Origin of the sequence: Lacinutrix himadriensis, from assembly GCF_001418105.1 — a bacterium.
Taxonomy (GTDB): Bacteria; Bacteroidota; Bacteroidia; order Flavobacteriales; family Flavobacteriaceae; genus Oceanihabitans; species Oceanihabitans himadriense.
Genome location: NZ_LIQI01000006.1, coordinates 155039 through 177444 on the forward strand (window position 1 = coordinate 155039; position 22406 = coordinate 177444).

Annotated in this window: 25 protein-coding genes and 1 riboswitch; of the genes, 15 read left to right on the forward strand and 10 right to left on the reverse strand. The window is 31.7% G+C overall.

What is annotated here, in order from left to right; translation table 11 throughout:
• Positions 1-17: 17 nt before the first annotated feature.
• Both AMD28_RS01125 and AMD28_RS01130 read right to left on the reverse strand, forming a co-directional pair.
• The gene (locus AMD28_RS01125; protein ID WP_055442323.1) at positions 18-1250 is read right to left on the reverse strand and encodes a glycosyltransferase family 4 protein; all 1233 of its coding nucleotides are present in this window, start codon (positions 1248-1250) and stop codon (positions 18-20) included.
• A gap of 43 nt (positions 1251-1293) precedes the next feature.
• Complete coding sequence (locus AMD28_RS01130) at positions 1294-1758, reverse strand: heme-binding domain-containing protein (RefSeq protein ID WP_055442324.1); 465 nt, start codon at positions 1756-1758, stop codon at positions 1294-1296.
• Positions 1759-1811: 53 nt separating this feature from the next.
• Here AMD28_RS01130 and AMD28_RS01135 point away from each other — a divergent pair, with 53 nt between their 5' ends.
• From AMD28_RS01135 to AMD28_RS18470, 3 genes are all read left to right on the forward strand, one after another.
• Positions 1812-2393, forward strand: a complete 582-nt coding sequence (locus AMD28_RS01135) for a hypothetical protein (protein WP_055442325.1) — start codon at positions 1812-1814, stop codon at positions 2391-2393.
• A gap of 314 nt (positions 2394-2707) precedes the next feature.
• Positions 2708-4051, forward strand: coding sequence for an adenylosuccinate lyase (gene purB / locus AMD28_RS01140; RefSeq protein ID WP_055442326.1), 1344 nt, complete (start codon positions 2708-2710; stop codon positions 4049-4051).
• A gap of 9 nt (positions 4052-4060) precedes the next feature.
• Positions 4061-4282, forward strand: coding sequence for a hypothetical protein (locus tag AMD28_RS18470; protein ID WP_152975510.1), 222 nt, complete (start codon positions 4061-4063; stop codon positions 4280-4282).
• Positions 4283-4359: 77 nt separating this feature from the next.
• Here the strand turns inward: AMD28_RS18470 and AMD28_RS01145 are convergent, their stop codons facing one another.
• From AMD28_RS01145 to AMD28_RS01160, 4 genes are all read right to left on the reverse strand, one after another.
• Entirely contained in the window at positions 4360-4755 is a 396-nt protein-coding gene (locus AMD28_RS01145) for a DUF4252 domain-containing protein (protein ID WP_241492411.1), read from the reverse strand.
• A 239-nt stretch (positions 4756-4994) separates the two neighbouring features.
• On the reverse strand, positions 4995-5555 hold the full coding sequence (locus AMD28_RS01150) for a DUF4252 domain-containing protein (protein ID WP_055442506.1): 561 nt from the start codon (positions 5553-5555) through the stop codon (positions 4995-4997).
• Between the two features lie 131 nt (positions 5556-5686).
• Entirely contained in the window at positions 5687-6124 is a 438-nt protein-coding gene (locus AMD28_RS01155) for a hypothetical protein (RefSeq protein WP_055442327.1), read from the reverse strand.
• Positions 6111-6620 carry an RNA polymerase sigma factor gene (locus AMD28_RS01160; protein WP_055442328.1) on the reverse strand — a complete coding sequence of 170 codons (510 nt, stop codon included), beginning with the start codon at positions 6618-6620 and terminating at the stop codon, positions 6111-6113. Before AMD28_RS01160 ends, AMD28_RS01155 begins: the two co-directional genes overlap by 14 nt.
• A 137-nt stretch (positions 6621-6757) precedes the next feature.
• On the opposite strand from AMD28_RS01160, the gene AMD28_RS01165 reads away from it, so the two are divergent.
• Both AMD28_RS01165 and AMD28_RS01170 read left to right on the forward strand, forming a co-directional pair.
• The gene (locus tag AMD28_RS01165; RefSeq protein ID WP_055442329.1) at positions 6758-8179 is read left to right on the forward strand and encodes a S41 family peptidase; all 1422 of its coding nucleotides are present in this window, start codon (positions 6758-6760) and stop codon (positions 8177-8179) included.
• Positions 8172-8867, forward strand: a complete 696-nt coding sequence (locus tag AMD28_RS01170) for a Dph6-related ATP pyrophosphatase (RefSeq protein WP_055442330.1) — start codon at positions 8172-8174, stop codon at positions 8865-8867. Before AMD28_RS01165 ends, AMD28_RS01170 begins: the two co-directional genes overlap by 8 nt.
• 50 nt (positions 8868-8917) lie before the next feature.
• Here AMD28_RS01170 and AMD28_RS01175 read toward each other — a convergent pair whose 3' ends face one another.
• The 3 genes from AMD28_RS01175 to AMD28_RS18815 are packed head-to-tail and all read right to left on the reverse strand — an operon-like array spanning position 8918 to position 11817.
• Positions 8918-9979: a YncE family protein gene (locus AMD28_RS01175; RefSeq protein ID WP_055442331.1), complete on the reverse strand. Its 1062-nt coding sequence runs from the start codon at positions 9977-9979 to the stop codon at positions 8918-8920.
• A 3-nt stretch (positions 9980-9982) separates the two neighbouring features.
• Complete coding sequence (locus tag AMD28_RS18810) at positions 9983-10663, reverse strand: TonB-dependent receptor domain-containing protein (protein WP_338035219.1); 681 nt, start codon at positions 10661-10663, stop codon at positions 9983-9985.
• Positions 10664-10713: 50 nt separating this feature from the next.
• Complete coding sequence (locus AMD28_RS18815) at positions 10714-11817, reverse strand: TonB-dependent receptor (protein ID WP_241492412.1); 1104 nt, start codon at positions 11815-11817, stop codon at positions 10714-10716.
• Positions 11818-11844: 27 nt separating this feature from the next.
• Positions 11845-12041: riboswitch (cobalamin riboswitch) on the reverse strand.
• Between the two features lie 191 nt (positions 12042-12232).
• On the opposite strand from AMD28_RS18815, the gene AMD28_RS01185 reads away from it, so the two are divergent.
• From AMD28_RS01185 to AMD28_RS01230, 10 genes are all read left to right on the forward strand, one after another.
• The gene (locus AMD28_RS01185; RefSeq protein WP_055442332.1) at positions 12233-13390 is read left to right on the forward strand and encodes an ABC transporter substrate-binding protein; all 1158 of its coding nucleotides are present in this window, start codon (positions 12233-12235) and stop codon (positions 13388-13390) included.
• Positions 13391-14419 (forward strand): FecCD family ABC transporter permease, encoded by a 1029-nt coding sequence (locus tag AMD28_RS01190; protein ID WP_055442333.1) that lies wholly within the window; start codon positions 13391-13393, stop codon positions 14417-14419.
• A 280-nt stretch (positions 14420-14699) separates the two neighbouring features.
• A complete protein-coding gene (locus AMD28_RS01195) occupies positions 14700-15494 on the forward strand; it encodes an ABC transporter ATP-binding protein (RefSeq protein WP_055442334.1) in 795 nt (264 codons plus the stop codon).
• 117 nt (positions 15495-15611) lie between these two features.
• Positions 15612-17339, forward strand: a complete 1728-nt coding sequence (locus AMD28_RS01200) for a tetratricopeptide repeat protein (protein ID WP_055442335.1) — start codon at positions 15612-15614, stop codon at positions 17337-17339.
• 81 nt (positions 17340-17420) lie between these two features.
• Positions 17421-18809, forward strand: coding sequence for a DNA recombination protein RmuC (locus AMD28_RS01205; protein WP_055442336.1), 1389 nt, complete (start codon positions 17421-17423; stop codon positions 18807-18809).
• Positions 18802-19059 (forward strand): hypothetical protein, encoded by a 258-nt coding sequence (locus tag AMD28_RS01210; protein WP_055442337.1) that lies wholly within the window; start codon positions 18802-18804, stop codon positions 19057-19059. The genes AMD28_RS01205 and AMD28_RS01210 overlap by 8 nt, the downstream gene beginning before the upstream one ends.
• A 46-nt stretch (positions 19060-19105) precedes the next feature.
• On the forward strand, positions 19106-19471 hold the full coding sequence (locus tag AMD28_RS01215; protein ID WP_055442338.1) for a hypothetical protein: 366 nt from the start codon (positions 19106-19108) through the stop codon (positions 19469-19471).
• Between the two features lies 1 nt (position 19472).
• A complete protein-coding gene (locus AMD28_RS01220; protein ID WP_055442339.1) occupies positions 19473-20036 on the forward strand; it encodes an acyl-CoA thioesterase in 564 nt (187 codons plus the stop codon).
• A gap of 188 nt (positions 20037-20224) precedes the next feature.
• Positions 20225-20839: a hypothetical protein gene (locus AMD28_RS01225; protein WP_055442340.1), complete on the forward strand. Its 615-nt coding sequence runs from the start codon at positions 20225-20227 to the stop codon at positions 20837-20839.
• The gene (locus AMD28_RS01230) at positions 20836-21537 is read left to right on the forward strand and encodes a DUF3307 domain-containing protein (RefSeq protein WP_055442341.1); all 702 of its coding nucleotides are present in this window, start codon (positions 20836-20838) and stop codon (positions 21535-21537) included. The genes AMD28_RS01225 and AMD28_RS01230 overlap by 4 nt, the downstream gene beginning before the upstream one ends.
• A 9-nt stretch (positions 21538-21546) precedes the next feature.
• Here the strand turns inward: AMD28_RS01230 and AMD28_RS01235 are convergent, their stop codons facing one another.
• A complete protein-coding gene (locus AMD28_RS01235; RefSeq protein ID WP_083478210.1) occupies positions 21547-22374 on the reverse strand; it encodes a choice-of-anchor V domain-containing protein in 828 nt (275 codons plus the stop codon).
• Positions 22375-22406: the final 32 nt, after the last annotated feature.

Below are 22406 nucleotides of genomic sequence, written 5' to 3' on the forward strand. Positions count from 1 at the left end.
GGTTTACAATGCTAAGCTTATTTATTCTTCGCTTCTATCCACTTACTCATAAACTTGGTGCTTTGCAACGTGTGATGCATAAGTATTTGTCCGGTAAAATTATTTTTTCTGTGGTTGCTTAGTTCTTTTCTAGTTTCGTCTAAAATGGTAACAAATCCTTTTTCTATTTTGCTTTTATCAAAACGTGAATTAATTACCTCAAAACCTTTTTCTTGTTTGTCTATCCAAAGGTTTTCATTACTATAAAGTTCGGCTGCTTTATCTGCGAATTCTTGCGGACTATCTACAACAAATCCGTTAGCTTCTAAATTACCAAACATCCCTTCTGCCCCAATAGTTGTGGTAACACAAGGCGTTCCGTTTTGCATGGCTTCTGCAAGTTTTCCTTTTAAACCTGCTCCAAATCGAATAGCAGCCAAACATACTTTTGCATTTTGCATGACTTGATTAGCGTCTTCGGCAAAACCTTTTATTATAAAACCATCTTTTTTATTGTGCAACTGATTTACTTTTTGGCTAGCATACGATCCATAAACATGCATTTCTGCTTTTGGTACTTGTTTACGTATTAAAGGCCAAAGGGTTTCTTTTAAGTATAAAACGGCATTGTAATTGGGTTCATGAATAAAATTACCAATAGTTATAAAATGGCTTCGTTCTTCATATTTTGGAAGTTTAGCAATAGTTTCGGAAGAAATTGGATCCAGCATAAATGGAAAATAATGCAATAAAGAGGCTTCTACTTTAAAACGATGCTTCAATATTTCTATCTCTGCTTCCGAAATAATCAAAGTAACATCACATCTATAGATACTTGCAATCTCTCTTTTTGCTGCATCACTAAATAGATATTCGTCTGTAAAAGGCTGTTTATCTTTAAAGGCTTGCTGTCTTCCTTTTCGTAAAAAATGAAGGTCTTCGGTGTCTAGAATTCGAAGTGCATTCGGACAATTTTCGGCAACGCGCCATCCAAATTGTTCCTCCATCATAAACCTGTCGAATAAAACAACATCTGGATGTAACTCTTGAATAAAAGCATCAAAACTAGGATGGTTTAACTCGATGGCAACTTGTGCAATTCCAATAGTTGTTAGGTCAAAAGCATTATCACTTTTTGCACAAGGACTAGCAAAAGTGATCTGGTAATTTTGATTTAGAAAGACTTGAATAATTTGCATCATTCTACTTCCTGCGGCAGAACTTTTAGGTTCTGGCCAAACAAATCCGATTATTAAAAGTTTTTTTACCACGAATACACGAATGCTTATTTTTATATTATTTACTAAAAACTACTTATTGTGGTTTAGCTATAAGGCTATATTTTAAACGCACATTTTTTGCCCATTCTATTACAGATGCTCTTTGTGCGTCGGTAAGTTTAGCTTCGGTGTGTGTCCAAGTATACGAATCTAAAGGCATTTCTTTTTCTTCCACCATTTCTATAAGCTCATCAAACTTATGGTCTTTCTTTTTTACCGAATTTGCTTCCCAACCAGATACATTAAAATGTTTTTTTCCATCTTTTACATGACTAGCTAACCAATAATTTACTGGTGTAATTTTATTATACCAAGGATAATTGGTTACATCGCTATGGCAGTCATAACAACTCGTTTGCAAAATAAACTTTACATCTTCTGGCGGATTTGTTTCTGTTTCAAAAGCTGTAATAGATGTTAGTTCTCCTTCATTTCTTGCTGGACCAAAAAACTGAGCCATTATAAAAAGTACAAGTAAAGGTAAAAGAATCTTTTTCATAATATGATCTATTTTTTTTGATTAATTTTAGACTTTAAAAATAAGAAAATCTTTTGACGACAGCACAACTCTATCAAGAATTAAATTATGTAAATCACTCGCGAGAAAAGCGTTTGCATTATGCTAATTTGGTAATCGACAATCCCGATTTAATCGAAAAGTTATTAGAAATCCTTTTTATGGTAGACGATAAAATTTCGCCTCGTGCGGCTTGGGTTTTTGAGTTTATGTGTAAAGAAAATCTGGAAGAAGCGATTCCGTATCTCGATTATTTCACAGAAAACATGCACAAAGTACATCAAGATTCTGCGGTTAGACCCGTTGCAAAAGTATGTGAGTATTTAGTAAATGCGTATTATTCTAGAAGTGAAAACAGGATGAAAACAGAATTACTTCCGAGACATCGTGAAAAAATTATAGAAGTCTGTTTTGATTATATGATTAATGAGGAGAAAATTGCACCAAAGGCGTACTCCATGAAGTGTTTGTATCTACTTGGTAAGGATTACGATTGGATTCATCCAGAACTAGTTCTTATTTTAGAACGTGATTTCCAGATGCAAAGCTCCGGATTTAAAGCACGAGCAAAACAGATTATAAAAAAAGTGAAAGGGAAATCTTTACCTAAAATATAATTACTATTTGCTCCTTCCTTTAGCTAAAGGAAGGTGGTTCCGTTTTACGGAATCGGATGGTTTGTCGAAAAGCGTGAAACGGCTTTTAACTCCTCTTTCTTCAAATTCCTTTAATGGGAATTTAAATGCATTCTCCTCTTTGAAAAAAGAGGAGAGCTTCAAATATTCCACCTCTAAATTCAAAGAACAACTTCTACGTTACTCATATTAGTATCTTCAAAATGTTCTTTTTAACAGCTAAAAAACCTATCTTTGCCACTTTCAAAAATGCATCGAATTTTTTATGAAGATGCACTTAAAAAACAACACACACTATGTCTTTAAACACACTAAATGCCATTTCTCCTATTGATGGAAGATACCGAAATAAGGTAGATGAATTAGGTAAATATTTTTCGGAAGAAGCGCTTATAAAATATCGCGTTTTAGTAGAAATTGAATATTTTATTGCACTTTGCGAAATACCATTACCGCAATTAGAATCGGTAAACAAATCGGTTTTTGGAGATTTAAGAGCGATTTACACCGACTTTTCTACAGCAGATGCTTTAGCAATTAAAGACATTGAAAAAGTTACCAATCATGATGTAAAAGCTGTTGAATATTTTATAAAAGATAAATTCGACAAACTTGGTTTACAAGCCTATAAAGAGTTTATCCATTTTGGATTAACCTCTCAAGACATCAACAATACTGCCATTCCGTTAAGCATTAAAGATGCTATGAACGATGTGTATGTACCAGAATATTTTATTGTTCTTAACCGTTTAAAAGAATTAGTAAAAGATTGGTCGCATATCTCAATGCTAGCAAGAACACATGGTCAACCTGCTTCTCCAACGCGATTAGGAAAAGAAATTGAAGTATTTGTGGTGCGTTTAGAAGAGCAGTTTAATTTATTAAATGATGTACCAAGTGCAGCAAAATTTGGTGGAGCAACAGGAAACTTTAATGCGCATAAAGTGGCATATCCAAATATAGACTGGAGAGCTTTTGGAAGTACTTTTGTACAAGAAAAATTAGGTTTACAACACTCGTTTCCAACCACACAAATTGAGCATTATGATCACATGGCTGCTTTGTTTGATGCTTTAAAACGTATAAATACCATTCTAATAGATTTAGATAGAGATATCTGGACTTATGTTTCTATGGATTATTTCAAGCAAAAAATTAAAGCTGGTGAAGTAGGAAGTAGCGCAATGCCACATAAAGTAAATCCTATTGATTTTGAAAACTCAGAAGGAAACTTAGGAATTGCAAATGCTATTTTCGAGCATTTATCTGCCAAATTACCAATATCCAGATTACAACGTGATTTAACAGATAGTACTGTTTTACGTAATGTTGGTGTACCTTTCGGACATACATTAATCGCTTTTAAAAGTACTTTAAAAGGATTAAATAAATTGTTATTGAATGAATCTAAATTTGCCGAAGACTTAGAAAACAATTGGGCTGTTGTAGCAGAAGCAATTCAAACCATATTAAGAAGAGAAGCGTATCCTAATCCGTATGAAGCTTTAAAAGGTTTAACAAGAACGAATGAAAAGATTACAAAACAATCTATTTCAAATTTTATTGATACCTTAGAAGTATCTAACGAAATTAAAGAAGAGTTAAAAGTAATTTCGCCTAGTAACTATACAGGAATATAAATTTATTTTATGCTAACAGACAATCAATCGATATTACTTTGCGGAATAGTAATGGTGTCCTTTGTCTTTTTTGGAATGTTAGACGTTTTGGATAATATTTTTATTGCTGGCCCAATTATTATAGGCTTTCTTGTTGTTGTTATCAATTTAATAGTAACCAAAAGAATTCCGGAAGCCGAAGAGCTAGAAGAAATTAAAAAAGCAAAAGAAACAGCTTCTGAAGAAATTTAAGAAATAAATTTTACACATAAAAAAAAGGCTTACCTAAATGGTAAGCCTTTTTTATTGAAAATTAAGGAACTATTTTTTTACTTAAAAAACTCCATTAGCCCTTTTAATTGTGTGTCATCTACTTTTCCTTTATTCATAGATTCGGCAAGTCTTACTAGTTTTGCTGGACTCATTTTGTTTCCTAAAACTCTTAAAACACCAAAACCATATTCTTTAGAACTTCCAAAGACTATAAACTCATCAGCAAGATCGTTATCCCCAATATATTTTACAGATAATTTAGAGCCAAACATATTAAAATCACCTAGTTCAATATATCTTTCATCTTTTAAAATAGAAGCTACTTTCGCTTTTTCTATGGTATACGTTTCCTGATTGGTACTGTCTAATTTAAAGCCTAAAAAGTTTAGCTTATTTATAGAGTTGTATGCGTCTTTTTCGTCTTCAGAAAGATCTGCATTTTCAAAGTCCACAATACTTGTAGGTATATCTACGGTTGTAAAACTTGCGGTTTCTTGATTATCTACAAAGTATGTTTGTAAAGATTCTTATTGTTACAACTCACTAACAAAGTAATTGTTAGTAAGCTGCACAAAATTGTTTTGATTGATGTTTTCATGTGTATATATTATTTGTTTTTTATTGGTCACATGTTGCTTCTTTAATAGTCATTCCATTAGGTATCGAATGCTCGTTATAGAAGTTTCATAGTTTATTTTTTATCTTCTAAATGTTCTCCTCCAGGAATGTTCATTTTCTTGGTAAGTTTAGAAACTTGTTTTAAATCGATATCTCCTGTTAAAGATACAATGACAGTTTCAAATTTACGTTGCGCACCATTTACAGAAACATTAGAACCTTCCATGTGTTTGCTTATTCCATTTACAAAAATTAAAAGCTCTTGTACGTGGTCTTCGTCTTTTCCTTGTTTGATATAGAATTTAATTACTGTTCCATCATCTTTAACTTCCATTAACTCTTCTAAGCTACTTGCTTTAGAGTTTACCCAAGAAGATAAATCTGCAGAAATACTACCTTTTTCCGTAATAATAGTTTTTAAACTAGTAATACTATTTACCATTTCTAGGTATTCATTTGCTTCTGGATCATCGGTATCTATATCTATTTTTGCTAACATTTGAAACATTTTTGGTTTAATGTTTACATACGTTACATCTGCATTATCGCTATATTTTGCAAAAACATCTTGTGCCATAGATGTTAAAGGCATCATTAATAAAGCCATTGCGACTAAAATTACATTCTTTTTCATTTTGTTTATTTTATTATTTATTTGCGTGTTCATTTTTGTAGTATTTATTTGTTATTAATTGTAAAAAGGTGTTCGCCTATTCCACTATTTCATTTGTTATAAAATAAGATGGATGGCTCGGTACATTTTTTCTATTTTTTAAAGATTAAACGTGTTGTGTTATCTACTTCTGCTAGATAATTAATACTTGAAGCGCCTTTATTGAATTGCGTAGAAATCATTTCTAAAGATTTTTTCACTTCAAGATATGCCATTTCAGGATCATCATAAGTACCTAAATCTTCTGTAGAAGTTAGAGGCGATTTAAAATAAAACCCTAACATAAGAACTGCTACTGCTGCGACAGAAATCCATTTATACAAATTGCTTTTGTTAGATTTTAATGGAACGTCTTTAGTAAACTTTTCTTCTTGGCTTACCGAAAAATAAGCAAACATTGGTTTATACATTTCTAAATGTGGCGCTACAGTCTCTTGTTTAAAATAGTCTTTTAACTGCTGCTCTTCTTTTAGCGATGTTTCGCCATTGTTGTACTTTTCTAGTAATTGTTCTATATTATTTAACACCATAATTGTGTGTTTTTGTTAATTTTTCTCTTATTGTTTTTCTTGCTCTAGACAATGCTACTCGCACTGCTGTATTATTCATATCAAGCATCTTGCCAATTTCGTCAAAATCATATTGCTCAATATCTCTTAATTGTACTACCATTTTTTGTTGCTCTGGTAAATCTTCCATTATTTTAGCAACCCAATTAACGCTATCACTAAATTCTAATTGCTTTTGCAAAGACGTATTGTTGTCTTGATAGTTACTATGCACCAATTTTAAATTTTGTGCTTGTTTCGATTTTAACTTATCCAAACAAAAATTCTTGGTCATGGTCATCGAAAATGCTTCTACGTTTTTATACTCTTGAATCTTGGTTTTATTCTTCCATAATTTTAAAAGCACTTCTTGTGTTGCATCTTCTGCTTCTTCCCTAGACACTAACAAACGTTTTGCTAAACGAAACACCTTATCCTTAAAGGGCATTACAATATGTAAAAACTCTGTTTGTGTCATTATTTTTGGTTCTAGTTATAAAACGGCTTGGTAAGGGCGGTTTCTATTAAGACGAACAACTCTATATTTTGTTACAATAAATTTTTTGTCCAATATAAAATAAGTACTTTTAAAGTGAAAAAGAAACCCTAATTGCTATGAATACGATAAAAAGAATAACGCTTCTATTCTTTGCTGCATCCTTATGTACTGCTTGTTTTGAAGATTTAGATGATTCTCCTGTTACCAGTAAAGATATAAAAGACTTTGTTTACAAAGGAATGCATTATGCCTATTTATACAAAGAAAACAAACCAGATTTAGCAAATGATCGATTTTCTAACAACAGTGAATATTCTAGTTATTTAAATGCTTTTGAAAGTCCGGAAGCCCTATTTGAAGATTTAATATACAATAGACAAAGTATAGATAGATTTAGCTGGATTACGAATGATTATTTTGCTTTAGAACAATCTTTTAGTGGTACCAGAAAAAGTAATGGTTTAGAGTTTGATTTTTATTTTGAGCCAGGAAGTAGTACCAATGTTTTTGGAATTATAAAATTGGTTTTAAATAATAGTCCTGCGGAAGATCAAAACCTGCAACGCGGACAAATATTTAATGCTGTCGATGGGATAGATTTAACCGAAAATAATATTAGTTCCTTATTAAATCAAGATAGCTATACCTTAAATCTTGCAATATATAATGACAATAATACGCCAAATGATGATAGTGATGACGCTATTGAAACAACTTCAGAATCTGTATCCTTAAGCAAAATTTCTTTAACCGAAAATCCTGTTTATAAAACTGAAATACTAGAAGTGAACAGTCAAAACGTTGGTTATTTAATGTACAATGGCTTTACTGCAGATTTTAACAACCAACTAAATAATGCCTTTGCAACTTTACAAAGTAATAATGTGCAAAACTTGGTTTTAGATTTACGTTATAATCCTGGTGGATCTGTAAATACTGCAACACTTTTAGGAAGTATGATTACCGGACAATTTAACGGAGAAATCTTTTCGAAATTAATATATAACAACGATTTACAAAGTAGTAATACCGAATATCGTTTTACAGATTCCTTCGACGGAAACAGTATAAACAGTCTGAATCTACAAAAGGTATACATACTAACTACCAACGCATCTGCTTCTGCTAGTGAAATGGTGATAAATAGCTTAAAAGCCTACTCGCAAATAGAAGTTATTCAAATTGGGGTTGAAACTAGAGGGAAATCGCAAGCATCTATAACGATTTACGATTCTCCAAATTTTAAACGAAATGACGCAAACCCGTTACATACGTATGCGCTCCAACCATTAGTCGCAAAAACGATAAACAAATTAGATATTAGTGTTCCAAATGAAGGGCTAACCCCAGATATCCTATTAAAGGAAACACCAAATAATTATGGCATTTTAGGAAATGAAAACGAACCGTTACTTGCTGCAGCATTACAGCATATTTTAGAAAACGGAAGATATGTACAACCTCAAACCAATAACTTAAATAAATTAAGTACCAAAGTAGATTACCATCCTTTTGAAAACGACATGTACATTGAATAATAAAACATACTTTAATTGGAGTACAGGAAAAGATGCTTCTTTAGCATTGCATTACTTACTTCTAGACGAAAATTTTTCAATAGAGAAATTAGTCACAACCATTAACGCACATTACCAAAGAGTAACTATGCATGGTTTGCCAGTTTCCTTATTAAAAAAGCAAACAGAAGCGATTGGTATTCCGTTACAAATTATAGAGTTGCCAGAGCAGCCAAGCATGACCGATTATGAAACCATCATGCATACTGCTTTAAACAAATTAAAGACAGAACACTTTACACATAGTGCTTTTGGAGATATCTTTTTAGAGGATTTAAAAAAGTACAGAGAAGATGATTTAGGTAAACTTGACATTTCTACTGTATTCCCACTATGGAAAAGGAACACTAAAGCATTGATTACCGAATTTCTAGACTTAGGTTTTAAAGCGGTGATCGTTTGTGCTAGTGCCAAATATTTCTCGGAAGACTTTGTTGGAAAAACCATTACTCAAGAACTTATTGAAAACTTACCAAAAGAGGTAGATCCTTGTGGCGAAAATGGAGAGTTCCATACCTTTTGTTATGATGGTCCAATATTTAAATCACCTATTCCTTTTACTATTGGAGAAAAGGTATATCGTGAATATGATACTCCAAATGCTAAAAATGAAAAAACCGGTTTTTGGTTTTGCGATTTGATTGCATAAAAAAAGCCACTCGATCGAGTGGCTTTTTTATTATAATTAAAGACTAAAGTTTAATTAAAATAGATTTTTGAAGCATTTACTCCTACTGTAAAAGTATTTTCTAAAGTGTTTGTTGTTAAGTCATATACATTAAGATCTCCTAAAGATGCAAAATCTTTAGCATCTGTTACATATAGTTTATCTCCTTTTACAGCCATTCCATACGTGTTAATAGTTCCTAAATTAACAATAGATGCTGTTGGTAATGAAGAAGAAGTTTCACTCATTACAAAAACTTCGTTATTCGCTTGGTAATAAATTTCCCCATTATCAGAACTCATTTGACTTGGGTGCACACCAGCAGCAAAGTTTAGTGTTTCGGTTACTGTGTTTGTTGTTACATCTATTTTAGATATAGTTGCATTTGTTTCACTTCCAGACCATCCAGGTTTTCCTTCGCATAACACAACAAGTTCACCACTATTATTAATAAACATTTCATCTGGAACATCATTTACAGTAATAGTAGTTGTCAAATTAGTATTGGTATCAATAACCGTAATAATATTGTTAAAAGACCAACCACCTTTATGTGAAACGTAGATTTTTCCGTTATTACTTACAATTTGTTCTGGTCCTTCTCCAACAGGAATAGTACTTTCTACTGTATTTGTAGACAAATCAATAACAGCAATAAAATCATCAATAGCATCCGAACCACTTCCCCAATTACTAACATACCCTTTTCCGTTAGCAAAACCAATATATCTTGGTGTATACAAACCTGTAGTGATAGCCGTTTCTTTTTCAAAAGTATAACGATTAACTACATTTATTGTGTTCACATTATCTGAAATAATATAAGCTTGATTACCATCAAAACCAATAGATTGTAGATAAACACCCAAACTTTCCGTATTTACATTCGCGTAAATATTGTTTTCTACAGTAGAAAAATCATTAGAAATATAGGATACTGAAGAAGGACCTCCTTCTGCACTTACTAAAATACCATTTTCATAATCTCCTAAAGGCTCCTGAGGGGTTGAAGAATTATCATCATCACTACTACAAGATGTGATTAATAATCCCAAAAAGAGAGTAAAAGCTAAAAATTTAAATTGTTTTTTCATAGTTTAAAAATTAAAGTTTAAGTAAAAATTATAGTTAATTCCAGGCATGAAGCGGTTTGCTACACTCTGATAGTTTTCGTTATACATATTTTTAATTTGTGCTCCTAAAGTGAATTGTTTCTCTTTTCCTAAAGCATAAGAAAGTCCGATATTAGAAACCAAATAAGCATCTAATATGTACTTAGGATTGTTATCTGATAGAGTAAAAACCTCTCCAACATAAAGCGTTTGGTAATATAAAGAAGCACGATTATACTGGTAGTTAAGAGTAGCTGTTGCCTTGTGTTTTGGAACATAAATTAACTGTAAATCTGTTTCTTTATTTTTGGAAACAGTATATGCATACGTTCCTCCTAAAGTAAACTGATGTTCTTTTAAATGATATTTTAAATCTAATGTAGACTCTAAACCATAGGTTTCTACATGGTCTGTATTTACTGGTTGCCAATTACTTCCTATAGGAAGCCAACGAATCATATCTTTTATATCATTATAAAAACCTGTTGCAGAAAAAGACACGTGTTTAAAATCTAATTGGTGTCCCATTTCTACTTGATTGGAAGTCTCAGGTTTTAAATTGGTATTACCACTTCCTTCCCAATACAAATCATTATAGGTTGGAATTCTGAAATTCTTAGAACCATTTACATTTACGGTATAATGGTTACCAAATTTATATTGCAATCCTAAACTATATAGTAACGGACTATCATAATTACTAGTAATTTCTTTTCTTAAAGCAGCTTCGTATAAAAAGGAATTAATTCTTGTTTGTATAACAAGCTAAAGCTAGAAATGGTCCTTTTACTTTCACCAATACTAGATCCTTCGCCAGAAGTATTCGTAATATCCACAACCCCTTGTAGCATGGCGTCCTTAAATACACGATAACTTAAATCATATTTTCCAATAAGTGTTTTTGCTTCCCCAAAGGAATAGGTATCCGAATTACTATTCGCGAAGTATTTGTACTGCTCTGTAAGATATGCTAGTTTTAAAGTAGAGATGAATTTTCCGTATAACCCATTCCATTCTAGCATATTTCTAGAATTTAAATCTTGGTATTTTGTAGGTGTTTCCGAAGGAAATATAAATGAAAATTCGCGTTCGCCATCCAACAAATAGCTGTACAATTTCAGTACATTTTTCTTATTGATTTTATAACCAAAATTTGCAGAGTAACTCTGATTGTAAAACGCGCCATTAAGATTCGTTTTATCACTATCTACATAATCGTAATCATTATCGGAACTCGATCTACTTATCGCTACATCTACGCTAAATTTTTCAGAAGAAAATCCAGACTTCAATCCTAAATCTAAGGTATTAAAGCTTCCGTAGTTGGCATATATAGAATTCTCAAAACCTTCATTAAAAGCGATATCATTATTTAAGTGAATAGAACCTCCAATGGCACCACTTCCGTAAAGCACACTTCCTCCACCACTTCGTATACTTACGCCATCGAAATTGCGAATATTAATGGTATTAAAATCGGTTTGACCGTTAAATTGCGAATTGATATTAATACCATTCCAAGCGACAACGGTTTGCTGTGCAGTGGTTCCTCTAAAAGATGGCGAAGAAACCATGCCTAAACCATTTTCCTTAAAATAGATGTTAGAGTTATAGTTTAATAATTGGGTTAATGAAGGTGCACTTCTAGATAACACCGTGTCATTTAATGTCGTTATAGATTGTGTATTAGAAAACGTTTTTAAGTATCTATCCGACTTTAAAACCACTTCATCTAATTGTTGCACAGAGTCTAGCCTTGTTTGCGAGAAACAGCTTAAACTAAAAATAAGACCAAATAAAAATAGAATACCTTTTTTCATAATCTTAAAATCTTTCTCCCGAAGATTCATTTGATGTTGAAATTGGCAGGTCTCCTGACTTACGTCTTCATGTTGGTCTTCCCAGAAATTATTTCCAGTGACTTGAAGTTTAACATGAAGCTTTATAGCTTACAGTTGCGGGAACAGTTCTAGATTTTAACTAGATTCCCTTTTAATCGACTTTGCATCATTGCGAAGTCAAACCAAAATTCAGCGCAAAAATAGTTTCTTTTTTAAATGCAAGCTAATTTATAGCTACTTTTTCTTGTTCATTTTATAAATAAGAAAAATAAAACCGATTAAAAAATGTGCTATTATTATTCCACCTACTATATATATTGTTACATTTGAACCGTCTCTCATGACTATAATTTTATATAAATTTACACGAATTTAATCTGTTTAAATGTCACTAATGTTACAAAACAAAACTTTCACAGCACTCCTATTTTGTCTTTTATTGTCTTTAACCTCCTGTAAAAAGGAAGTAAAACCAATTCCGGAAAACAAACAAGATTTTGCGAAAACAACATTTAAATATGCCGAAGGTTTTGCCATTACACATAATGAAAACTTTAAAATCCTAACCATAAATAACCCTTGGCCTAAAGCGGAAAAAACATATAAATATGCCTTAGTGCAAAAAAATATGTTATCTAAAATAACGTTAAACAAAGACGAATTTGATGGCATAATAACAATTCCTATTGAAAAAATAGTAGTTACATCTACTACACATATTCCTGCTTTAGAGCTTTTAGAAGTAGAAGAAACATTAGTTGGTTTTCCTGGAACAGATTATGTCTCTTCCTTAAAAACGAGAACTAGAATTGATACGGAAAGCATTAGAGAATTAGGAAAAAACGAAGGTATAAACACCGAAGTTTTATTAGAATTACAACCAGATGTAGTTATTGGTTATGGTATTGACGGAAATAACAAAACCTTTGAAACAATTAAAAAATCTGGAATTCCTGTAATTTATAATGGCGATTGGGTAGAAAAATCTGCTTTAGCAAAAGCCGAATGGATTAAATTCTTTGGTGTTCTTTATAACAAAGAAAAAGTAGCAAATACTATTTTTGATTCTATTGAAAAAAATTACCAGGAAGCAAAAGATATTGCGGCAAAAGTAGAAAATCAACCAACTGTATTAAGTGGAGCAATGCATAAAGACACTTGGTATTTACCAAATGGCACAAGTGCTGAAGCACAAATTTTAAAAGACGCTAACGTAAACTATTTATATGGTGAGACCACAGGGAGCGGAAGTTTAGCACTAAACTTTGAATCCGTTTTTGAAAAAGCAGCGCATGCAGATTTATGGTTAAGTCCTTCGTATTACACAAGTATGGAAGCGCTAGAAAAAGCAAATGCACATTACACGAAATTTGATGCTTTTAAAAATAAAAAAATCTATACATTTTCGACAACAACAGGAAAAACTGGTGGTGTTTTATATTACGAACTTGGTACAGCCAGACCAGATATCATTTTAAAAGATATTATTAAAATCTGTCATCCAGAATTACTACCAGAATATACCCCTTACTTTTTTAAACCTTTAAAATAATTGTCGGAAACAGCTACATATAGAAATTCTTACCTAGTATTAATACTAGTACTTATTGCATGCTTTTTTGCTAACATTAGCCTAGGTTCTGTATCTATTCCTTTGGATGAAATTTTTAATAGTTTAATAAATTCTGCTAAAAACGAATCTTGGCAATATATCATTCAGAATTACAGATTACCAAAAGCCTTTACCGCCATTTTAGTTGGTTCTGGTTTGGGAATTTCAGGCCTATTGATGCAAACCCTTTTTAGAAATCCGTTAGCAGGACCATTTGTACTTGGTATTACTTCTGGAGCAAGTTTAGGTGTTGCTTTAGTAATTCTTGGTGCTGGCGTTTTTGGAGGCTTTTTTGCAAGTTTACTAATTTCCAAATGGACCATCGTTATTGCTGCCAGTTTAGGAAGTTTTCTTGTTTTATTAGCCGTATTAATTGTTTCGTCAAAAGTGAAAGACACGATGGCTATTCTTATTATCGGACTCATGTTTGGAAGCATTACCTCTGCAGTAGTAAGTGTACTCTCCTATTTTAGTTCTGCCGAACAATTACAACAATATATCTTTTGGGGATTTGGTAGTTTAGGAAACCTTTCGTGGAATGAACTTGCCATTTTCTTTATTATTTATTGCTTCGGAATACTTTTAAGTATCCTTTCAATAAAAGGATTAAACACCTTATTACTTGGTGAAAATTATGCGAAGAGTTTAGGATTGAATATTAAACAAAGCCGATTATTAATCATTATTGCAACCAGTCTTTTAGCAGGAACCATAACCGCTTTTGCAGGACCAATTGCTTTTATTGGTTTGGCTGTTCCGCATTTAACGAGACAAATTTTTAACACGGCAAATCATAAAATATTATTACCAGCAGTCTTTTTATTTGGTGCCATAGTGATGCTTATTTGCGACAGTATTGCACAATTACCAGCAAGCGATTATACTCTACCTATTAATGCCATTACTAGTTTAATTGGTGCTCCTGTTGTAATTTGGCTACTGGTTAGAAAAAGAAAGATGGTGTTTTAGATAGAGTAAAGAAAAAATGTTGATTGTTGATTAAAAACGAATAATCAAACTTATAATAAAATATAAAATGAACTTGGAATTTCGACACAGTCGGAAGCGTCAAAATTCAGAAATAACGAACGAAGGAATGCAGATGCAAAGCGAAGCTTTAAGCACGAAATTCCGAAAGTGAGTGATGCTTTAGCAATTTCCTAATTTTGACATGATTTTTTGGTTCGTTTTGTATCTAGACAAAATGAAAAAAGGAAATTATATTAGTTTAACAATTTAGAAAAAAGTATTGTCAGAAACCAACCAACATATCATCCTTAAAACAGAAAATCTTTCTATTGGTTACAAAACCAAAAAAGAAGAAACTTCAATTGCTAGCAACATAAATATCGCCTTAAAAAAAGGAGAACTTATTGGCTTAGTTGGCGGAAATGGTATTGGTAAATCCACTTTATTACGAACATTAACCCAAGTACAACCTAAATTATCTGGAGCAATTCATTTAAATCATAAACCTCTAGAAACCTACGCTAATATAGACTTAGCAAAAACAATGAGTTTGGTTTTAACCGAAACTATTGCTTCTAAAAATTTATCCGTTTTTGAATTGATCGCCTTAGGAAGACAACCATATACCAATTGGGTTGGTAATTTATCTGAAAAAGATATTTCGATAATAAACACTGCTATTCAACAAACAAATATTGACAATTTAAAACATAAAAAATGTTTTGAACTTAGTGATGGTCAATTGCAAAAAGTAATGATTGCTCGTGCACTAGCTCAAGATACCGACTTGATTATTCTAGATGAACCAACAACACATTTAGATATGTATCACAAAGTGTACATTTTAAAACTGCTTCAAAAATTGGTGAAAGAAACGGGTAAAACTATTTTATTTTCTTCACACGAAATAGATCTTGCTATTCAACTTTGTGATACCATGATTGTAATGACTAAAACCGAAGTAACTTCAGATTCGCCTTGTCATTTAATTCAGCAAGGAACTTTTAATACATTATTCCCAGAAGACTTAATTACTTTCGATGCAACGACAGGAAGTTTTAGAGTAAAAAAATAATTTTATTAAAACTATCAAATAAATTCACTATATTTATATCGCTCATTTTCAGTGACTTAAATCTATTTATTGAAATTAATCATATTTATTTTTATGGCATTCTAAATTATAGAAACCATGAAAACGAAATTAAATCTATTCCTATTTTCACTTCTTACAGTGACTTTAATGTCTTTATTCCTTTTAAATAAAGAAGAAGAAATCGACTATTCTAAAAAATACGGCATGAATGTAATTAAATGCACACCTGCAACGTTTTTATTGGAAGATGTAGATACCACCAAACAAATTTCTCCGCTATTTGAAAATCTTGGAAATCACGCGTACAAGGTCAGTACAAAAAACGAATTAGCACAACAATTTTTCAACCAAGGCTTACGACTTACCTACGCATTTAATCATGCAGAAGCACATCGTTCTTTTATGGAAGCTTCTAGATTAGATTCAAATTTAGCGATGGCTTTTTGGGGACAAGCTTACGCTCTTGGTCCAAATATTAATGATCCTTCACCAGACGATGACCGTAAAAACAAATACAACGAAGCCATAGACAAAGCGAAACAGTTAGCAACAAACGCAACTAAAAAAGAGCAAGCTATCATTGAAGCTTTAACCCATCGATATTCTAAAGATCTGACTGCAGATACTCCAGAATTAAATGTCGCCTACATGCACGCAATGACTAAACTTATAGAAAAATATCCAGAAGACACGAATATCAACACTTTATTTGCTGCTTCTGTTATGAATACGGTTCCATGGAATTATTGGGATAAAGATGGTAATCCGTCGCAAAATATTGATAAAGCAAAAGCAGCACTGGAAAAAGCGATGGCTTTAGATGCTAATAATCCTGGCGCACACCATTATTATATTCATATGGTAGAACTACCAAAACCAGATTTAGCAATTCCAAGTGCAGAAAAACTAGCATCATTAATGCCTGCTGCCGGACATATTGTACATATGCCATCCCATATTTATATACGAGTTGGTAGATATAAAGATGCTGTAGAATCTAATCAAAAAGCTATTTTAGCAGATGAAGATTATATTTCACAATGTTTATCTCAAGGCATGTATCCTTTAGGATATTATCCGCATAACATTCACTTTTTATGGTCGGCAGCAACCCTTTTAGGAAATAGTGAAATTGCTATAGATGCCGCTAAAAAAACAGCAGAAAAAGTTCCGACAGGAGAATTAAAAGAACTTCATTTTTTACAAAATTTTGCTGCTACTCCACTACTTGCCTATACGCGATTTGGAAAATGGAATGACATTTTAACCATTCCGAAACCAAATGATGAGATCAAACATTTAAAAATGATTTGGCATTATGCGCGTGGGATAGCTTTTATTAGAAAAAACAATATTAAAGAGGCACAAGAAGAACTAGACGCTATAGCTAGTTATGTTAAAGATCCAGAAATGGAAACCATAGTTGCTACAGGTTTTGATAATGGCACTACTATTTCTAAATTGGCATTTCAAGTCGTTGCTGGCGAATTAGAAGCCTTAAAAGGAAACTATGACGCTGCTATTACACATTTGGAAAGCGCTGTAGAAATAGAAGATCATTTAATTTACAACGAACCATCTGCATGGTATATTCCGCCAAGACAAAATTTAGGAGCTGTTTTACTTAATGCTAAAAAATATAAAGAAGCAGAACAGGTTTTTAAAGAAGATTTAAAAGATTTAAGACAAAATGGTTGGTCATTAATGGGTTTATATCAAAGTTTAAAAGCCCAAGGAAAACAGGATGAAGCAAACAAAATAAAGCAAGAATTTGATACTGCTTGGAAGGATGCTGATATAGAAATTTCTACATCCATTTTATAAACAACCGACTGTTAAATCATTTCTTATTCATTCGTTTTATTTCTGAATAAAAATTTATCTTTGGATAAACTTCTATTTTAAATGAACGACAGTATTATTCTTATTATTTCTATTCTTATTTCTGCAGCAATTGGTGCATATCTTGGTATGCTATTCGCTAAAATGAAAAGTAAAAGCGAAAAAAGCACTTTAGAGGAACGCAACAATAATTTACAACAACAGTTAACCGATTTAAAGCAGTTTCATAATACCGAAAACGAAAAACAAAACACCACGTTTACTGCGCAGTTAAATGAACTTAGAGAAACTATTTCTAAAATTGAAACGGAGCGTGAAAGCATCCGTCGTGAAAAGGATTTCTTAAATCAAGAATTAGCAAGAAAGAATACCGAGTTTGAAAACCTTCAGAAACTGAATTTAAAAAGAGACGAAGAACTTGAAGAACAACAAAAAAGACTTCGTACCGATTTTGAAAATCTTGCAAATAAAATTTTAGATGCTAAATCTGAAAAATTCACCCTTCAGAATAAAGAAAATATCCAACAAATATTACATCCGCTTCAAGAAAAAATTCAAATTTTTGAAAAGAAAGTAGACGATACCCAAAAGGAAAGTATCAGTATGCATTCTGCTTTAAAAGAACAATTATTAGGTTTAAAAGATTTAAACCAACAAATGACTAAAGAAGCTACAAACCTAACTAGAGCCTTAAAAGGAGATAGTAAAATGCAAGGAAATTGGGGCGAATTAGTATTAGAACGTGTTCTTGAAAAATCGGGATTAGAAAAAGACAGAGAGTACTTTGTACAGCAAAATTTCACTAGAGAAGATGGCACAAGAGTGCTTCCGGATATTGTATTGCATTTACCAGATAACAAAAAAATGATTATTGACAGTAAAGTGTCTTTAACAGATTATGAACGTTATGTAAATGCGGAAGATGATGAGCGTGAAACGTACTTAAAAGCACATATCAATTCGATTAGAAGACATGTAGATCAGCTTTCTGAAAAGAAATACGAAGATTTATACGATATTGAAAGTCCGGATTTTGTATTGCTATTTATACCAATTGAACCTGCTTTTGCTGTTGCTATTAATGCCGACAATTCCATTTATAATAAAGCATTCGAGAAAAACATTGTAATTGTTACACCTTCTACGCTATTGGCTACTTTAAGAACGGTAGATAGTATGTGGAATAATGAAAAACAACAACAAAACGCCATTGAAATTGCTAGACAAGCTGGAGCTTTGTATGACAAATTTCATGGTTTAGTAACCGATTTAACCGGAGTTGGAAAAAAGATTGATGCTGCAAAAACAGACTATTCTGCTGCTATGAATAAATTAGTGGAAGGAAAAGGAAATCTTATAACTAGCGTTGAAAAAATCAAGAAACTAGGAGCCAAAGCAAAAAAAGCACTACCAGAAGCAATTATAAAACGTGCTAAAGAAGATAATGAATAAGAAAAAAATAGATACTATATATAAATGGTTTTTACGTTTTCGTTATTATAGAATATTAGCAATAGGTGTTGGTTTAGTTAGCTTTGCACTTGTTTTACTAATTTCTGGATATAGTATCATAAACAAACCAGATTTTGATATGTTTATCATAATTATAACTTTATTATTAGGAATCTTATTATCTGCTATTGGTCTTTTTTATAGAATGGAAACTGAAATTGGTATTAAAGAAAAAAGACACGAGGTCTAAAACCATTACAAAACACGCTGCATCTAACGATTAGCATATACATATTATGATAAAATTTTTAATAAAAGCATTCATTACGATAGTATTCATAGCAGCTGCATATTTCTGCTTTATCTATTTTGCAACCTATAGTGAAGGTGTTAGAGCTGGACAATTGGTTAAATTTACAAGTAAAGGAGTACTATTTAAAACTTGGGAAGGCGAAATTAGCCAAGGTGTTTCTGAAGCACAAATGTTTAAATTTTCTGTAGAAGACAAAGAAGAACAAGCCATAAAAGATTTAAATCGTTTACAAGGCAAGTTTGTAAAACTAACGTATTTTGAACGTTACAAAACCTTCTTTTGGTTGGGAGACACCAAATATTTTATCACCAAAGTAGAAGAAGACACCTCACGAAACAATAGATACTAATATGAAACTAAAATTTAAAACTGTAGATTCTTCTCGTATAAGTATATCATTACTCATGCAACCATCCCACTCCAATTTTGGTGGAAAAATTCATGGTGGTTATATTTTAAGTTTAATGGATGAAATTGCTTTTGCTTGTGGTTCCAAACACTCGGAAACCTATTGTGTTACTGCTTCTGTAAATACGGTCGATTTTTTAAGTCCGATAGAAATTGGCGATCTTGTAACCATGAAAGCCTCTGTTAATTATGTTGGTAGCACCTCTATGGTTGTTGGTATTCGTGTAGAAGCAGAAAATATTAGAACTGGTGAAACCAAACATTGTAATTCTTCTTATTTTACAATGGTTGCTAAAGACGATGCAGGCAAATCGGTAATTGTTCCCGGTTTAATATTAAATGATAAAAAAGAAGTTGTTCGTTTTTTAAAAGCAATAAATCGTAACGAAAACCACAGAGCAAGACAAGAAGAGTTTAATCATGTAGACTTTTCTTTGGAAAACTATTTCAATGATTTAAAAGATCATCGTGTTCGCATTGATTTACCAGATCACTTTTCTAGTTAGTTTTATTCTTATTAATACTCCCTACAAACTACATATTCGTGATTATTCCACTATTAAGGAATAAATCAAAATATTCCCTTTTAAAGGAATAAACTTGATTATTCCATAAAAAAGGAATATATTTGATTATCACGTAATAAAGCGATAAATATAATTATCATTTAAAAATATGATAAAAATCAAAACGAATGACAAGCATAGTAACAGGAGATATTATCAAATCCCGCGGACAAAAAAATCCAGAGATTTGGCTTAGCCATTTAAAGGCTGTTCTATCTTATTTAGAAACAGACAATAAACATTGGGAGATCTATCGTGGAGACAGTTTTCAAATAGAAATTAAAGACATCACCAAAAGTTTTGAAGCTGCTATTTATATAAAAGCAGCAATTAAAATGATAAAAGGATTAGATGTTAGGTTGGCTATTGGTATTGGCGAAAAAACATATCAAGGCAAAGATGTTACAGAATCTAATGGAGAAGCTTTTATATTTTCTGGGGAAACTTTTGAGACTTTAAAAAAGGAAAAACAAAACCTAAAAATAAAAACCAAATCACAAATACTTAATGACGAGTTGAATCTATATTTCAAACTAGCATTAATTAGCATGGATCATTGGACAGTTAATTCGGCAGAAATTGTTAAATTAACTTTAGAAAACCCTCAAGCATTACAAGAAGATTTAGCAAAATTAATAGGTACTAATCAAAATGCTATTAGTAAACGTATAAAACGTGCGAATCTGGATGAAATTTTAGCTTTAAATAACATGTATAAGAAAAAAATAAGCAGCTTATTATGATACTACTTATTAAACTTTTATTAGCACACATTATTGGTGATTTCTTTTTACAACCCAAAAAATGGGTTAAAGATAAAGAGCGCAAAAAGTTTAAATCTCCAAAATTATATCTTCATATATTAATTCATATTGTATTATTACTCGTAATCCTTTGGGATCTTTCGCTTTGGCCAGTAGTACTGCTAATTGGTGTTTCACACTTTATTATAGATGCTATTAAGCTTCAAATTCAAAAGAAAAAAACAAAACGCTTACTCTTTTTTATAGATCAAGCACTTCATATAGTAGTAATTCTAATCGCCTATTTTATGTATACCAATACAGAAATAGATTTTAAAATGCTTTTTACGGAAGAAAGCCTACTTCTATTAACCTGTTTTGCTTTTTTAACGCAACCGGTTTCTATCATCATGAAAACCATTTTTTCTAAATGGGATATTTCGAAACTTACCGAAGGCAATGAATCCCTTAAAGATGCAGGGAAATACATTGGTATTCTAGAGCGTATTTTAGTATTTATTTTTATTGTAGTTGGTCATTGGGAAGCTGTTGGATTTTTAATCACTGCAAAATCTGTTTTTAGATTTGGGGATTTAAAAGAATCGAAACATAGAAAACTTACCGAATACATATTAATTGGTACATTAATTAGCTTTGGTATTGCTATTAGTATTGGTGTTTTATTTAACCTACATTAACACTTTAATCTATTGCTTTACAAAACGTTTGGTAATAGATGCTTTATCATTCTTTATTTGTACTAAGTACACACCAGATTGCCATACCGAAACATCTATTTTATTTTTAGCGGTTACATCTTGAACTAATATTTGTTTCCCAAGAAAATCGAAAACAGTAACTTTCGTATTTTCTAAATTTACAGGTAAGTCAATAGTTACAAAATCTTGAACTGGATTAGGATATACTTTTATATCTTTAAAAACAGCATTCTCTGTAGATAATAAATTAGAAGAAGATTGCTTTAAGTGTATTTGATCACCTGTTGTATTGTTATCAAAATTAGATTCATTTAAAGCTACGTAAAATGTTACCGGACCAACATTGGCTGCAGGAGAAGTCCAATCAAAAGTCCAAGAATTTTGATAAGAACCATTACCAGTATTCGTTATAGCTTCTCCCCTATTCACTATAGGACTAACAAATGCTTGTGTACTAAATCCATCCCCTTCAAAATCCCCTACTTTCATATTCGCTGTATCTTCAACAGACATTTGAAACCCTTGTCGTGAAGCACTAGAACTAGAAGATACTGTAATAGAATACCTAGTATTCAATTCATAATTTGAAGGAGCATTCAAAGAAATTGTAGAACTATTTGCAATTACAACATTACCGGTATGACAGGTAGAACAATTACCAATAAGCCCATTACCTTGCTCATTTAAAGCATCCATATTATCTGATAGAGATCCCGAAACATAATACACGGTTTGACCAGAACTATAAGAAAGAAATAGCATTGCAAAAACAGGAATACACAATAGAGTAAAGTAAAATGAGTTATTTTTTTTCATGATTAAAATATTGATTAACAATGTTTAACACT

Excerpts from the sequence above, each read along its gene's own strand:
- AMD28_RS01130 (WP_055442324.1), bottom strand. The coding sequence starts at position 1,758 with ATGAAAAAGATTCTTTTACCTTTACTTGTACTTTTTATAATGGCTCAG.
- purB (WP_055442326.1), top strand. The coding sequence starts at position 2,708 with ATGTCTTTAAACACACTAAATGCCATTTCTCCTATTGATGGAAGATAC.
- AMD28_RS18470 (WP_152975510.1), top strand. The coding sequence starts at position 4,061 with ATGCTAACAGACAATCAATCGATATTACTTTGCGGAATAGTAATGGTG.
- AMD28_RS01150 (WP_055442506.1), bottom strand. The coding sequence starts at position 5,555 with ATGAAAAAGAATGTAATTTTAGTCGCAATGGCTTTATTAATGATGCCT.
- AMD28_RS01155 (WP_055442327.1), bottom strand. The coding sequence starts at position 6,124 with ATGGTGTTAAATAATATAGAACAATTACTAGAAAAGTACAACAATGGC.
- AMD28_RS01160 (WP_055442328.1), bottom strand. The coding sequence starts at position 6,620 with ATGACACAAACAGAGTTTTTACATATTGTAATGCCCTTTAAGGATAAG.
- AMD28_RS01165 (WP_055442329.1), top strand. The coding sequence starts at position 6,758 with ATGAATACGATAAAAAGAATAACGCTTCTATTCTTTGCTGCATCCTTA.
- AMD28_RS01175 (WP_055442331.1), bottom strand. The coding sequence starts at position 9,979 with ATGAAAAAACAATTTAAATTTTTAGCTTTTACTCTCTTTTTGGGATTA.
- AMD28_RS18815 (WP_241492412.1), bottom strand. The coding sequence starts at position 11,817 with ATGAAAAAAGGTATTCTATTTTTATTTGGTCTTATTTTTAGTTTAAGC.
- AMD28_RS01185 (WP_055442332.1), top strand. The coding sequence starts at position 12,233 with ATGTTACAAAACAAAACTTTCACAGCACTCCTATTTTGTCTTTTATTG.
- AMD28_RS01200 (WP_055442335.1), top strand. The coding sequence starts at position 15,612 with ATGAAAACGAAATTAAATCTATTCCTATTTTCACTTCTTACAGTGACT.
- AMD28_RS01205 (WP_055442336.1), top strand. The coding sequence starts at position 17,421 with ATGAACGACAGTATTATTCTTATTATTTCTATTCTTATTTCTGCAGCA.
- AMD28_RS01210 (WP_055442337.1), top strand. The coding sequence starts at position 18,802 with ATGAATAAGAAAAAAATAGATACTATATATAAATGGTTTTTACGTTTT.
- AMD28_RS01215 (WP_055442338.1), top strand. The coding sequence starts at position 19,106 with ATGATAAAATTTTTAATAAAAGCATTCATTACGATAGTATTCATAGCA.
- AMD28_RS01220 (WP_055442339.1), top strand. The coding sequence starts at position 19,473 with ATGAAACTAAAATTTAAAACTGTAGATTCTTCTCGTATAAGTATATCA.
- AMD28_RS01225 (WP_055442340.1), top strand. The coding sequence starts at position 20,225 with ATGACAAGCATAGTAACAGGAGATATTATCAAATCCCGCGGACAAAAA.
- AMD28_RS01230 (WP_055442341.1), top strand. The coding sequence starts at position 20,836 with ATGATACTACTTATTAAACTTTTATTAGCACACATTATTGGTGATTTC.
- AMD28_RS01235 (WP_083478210.1), bottom strand. The coding sequence starts at position 22,374 with ATGAAAAAAAATAACTCATTTTACTTTACTCTATTGTGTATTCCTGTT.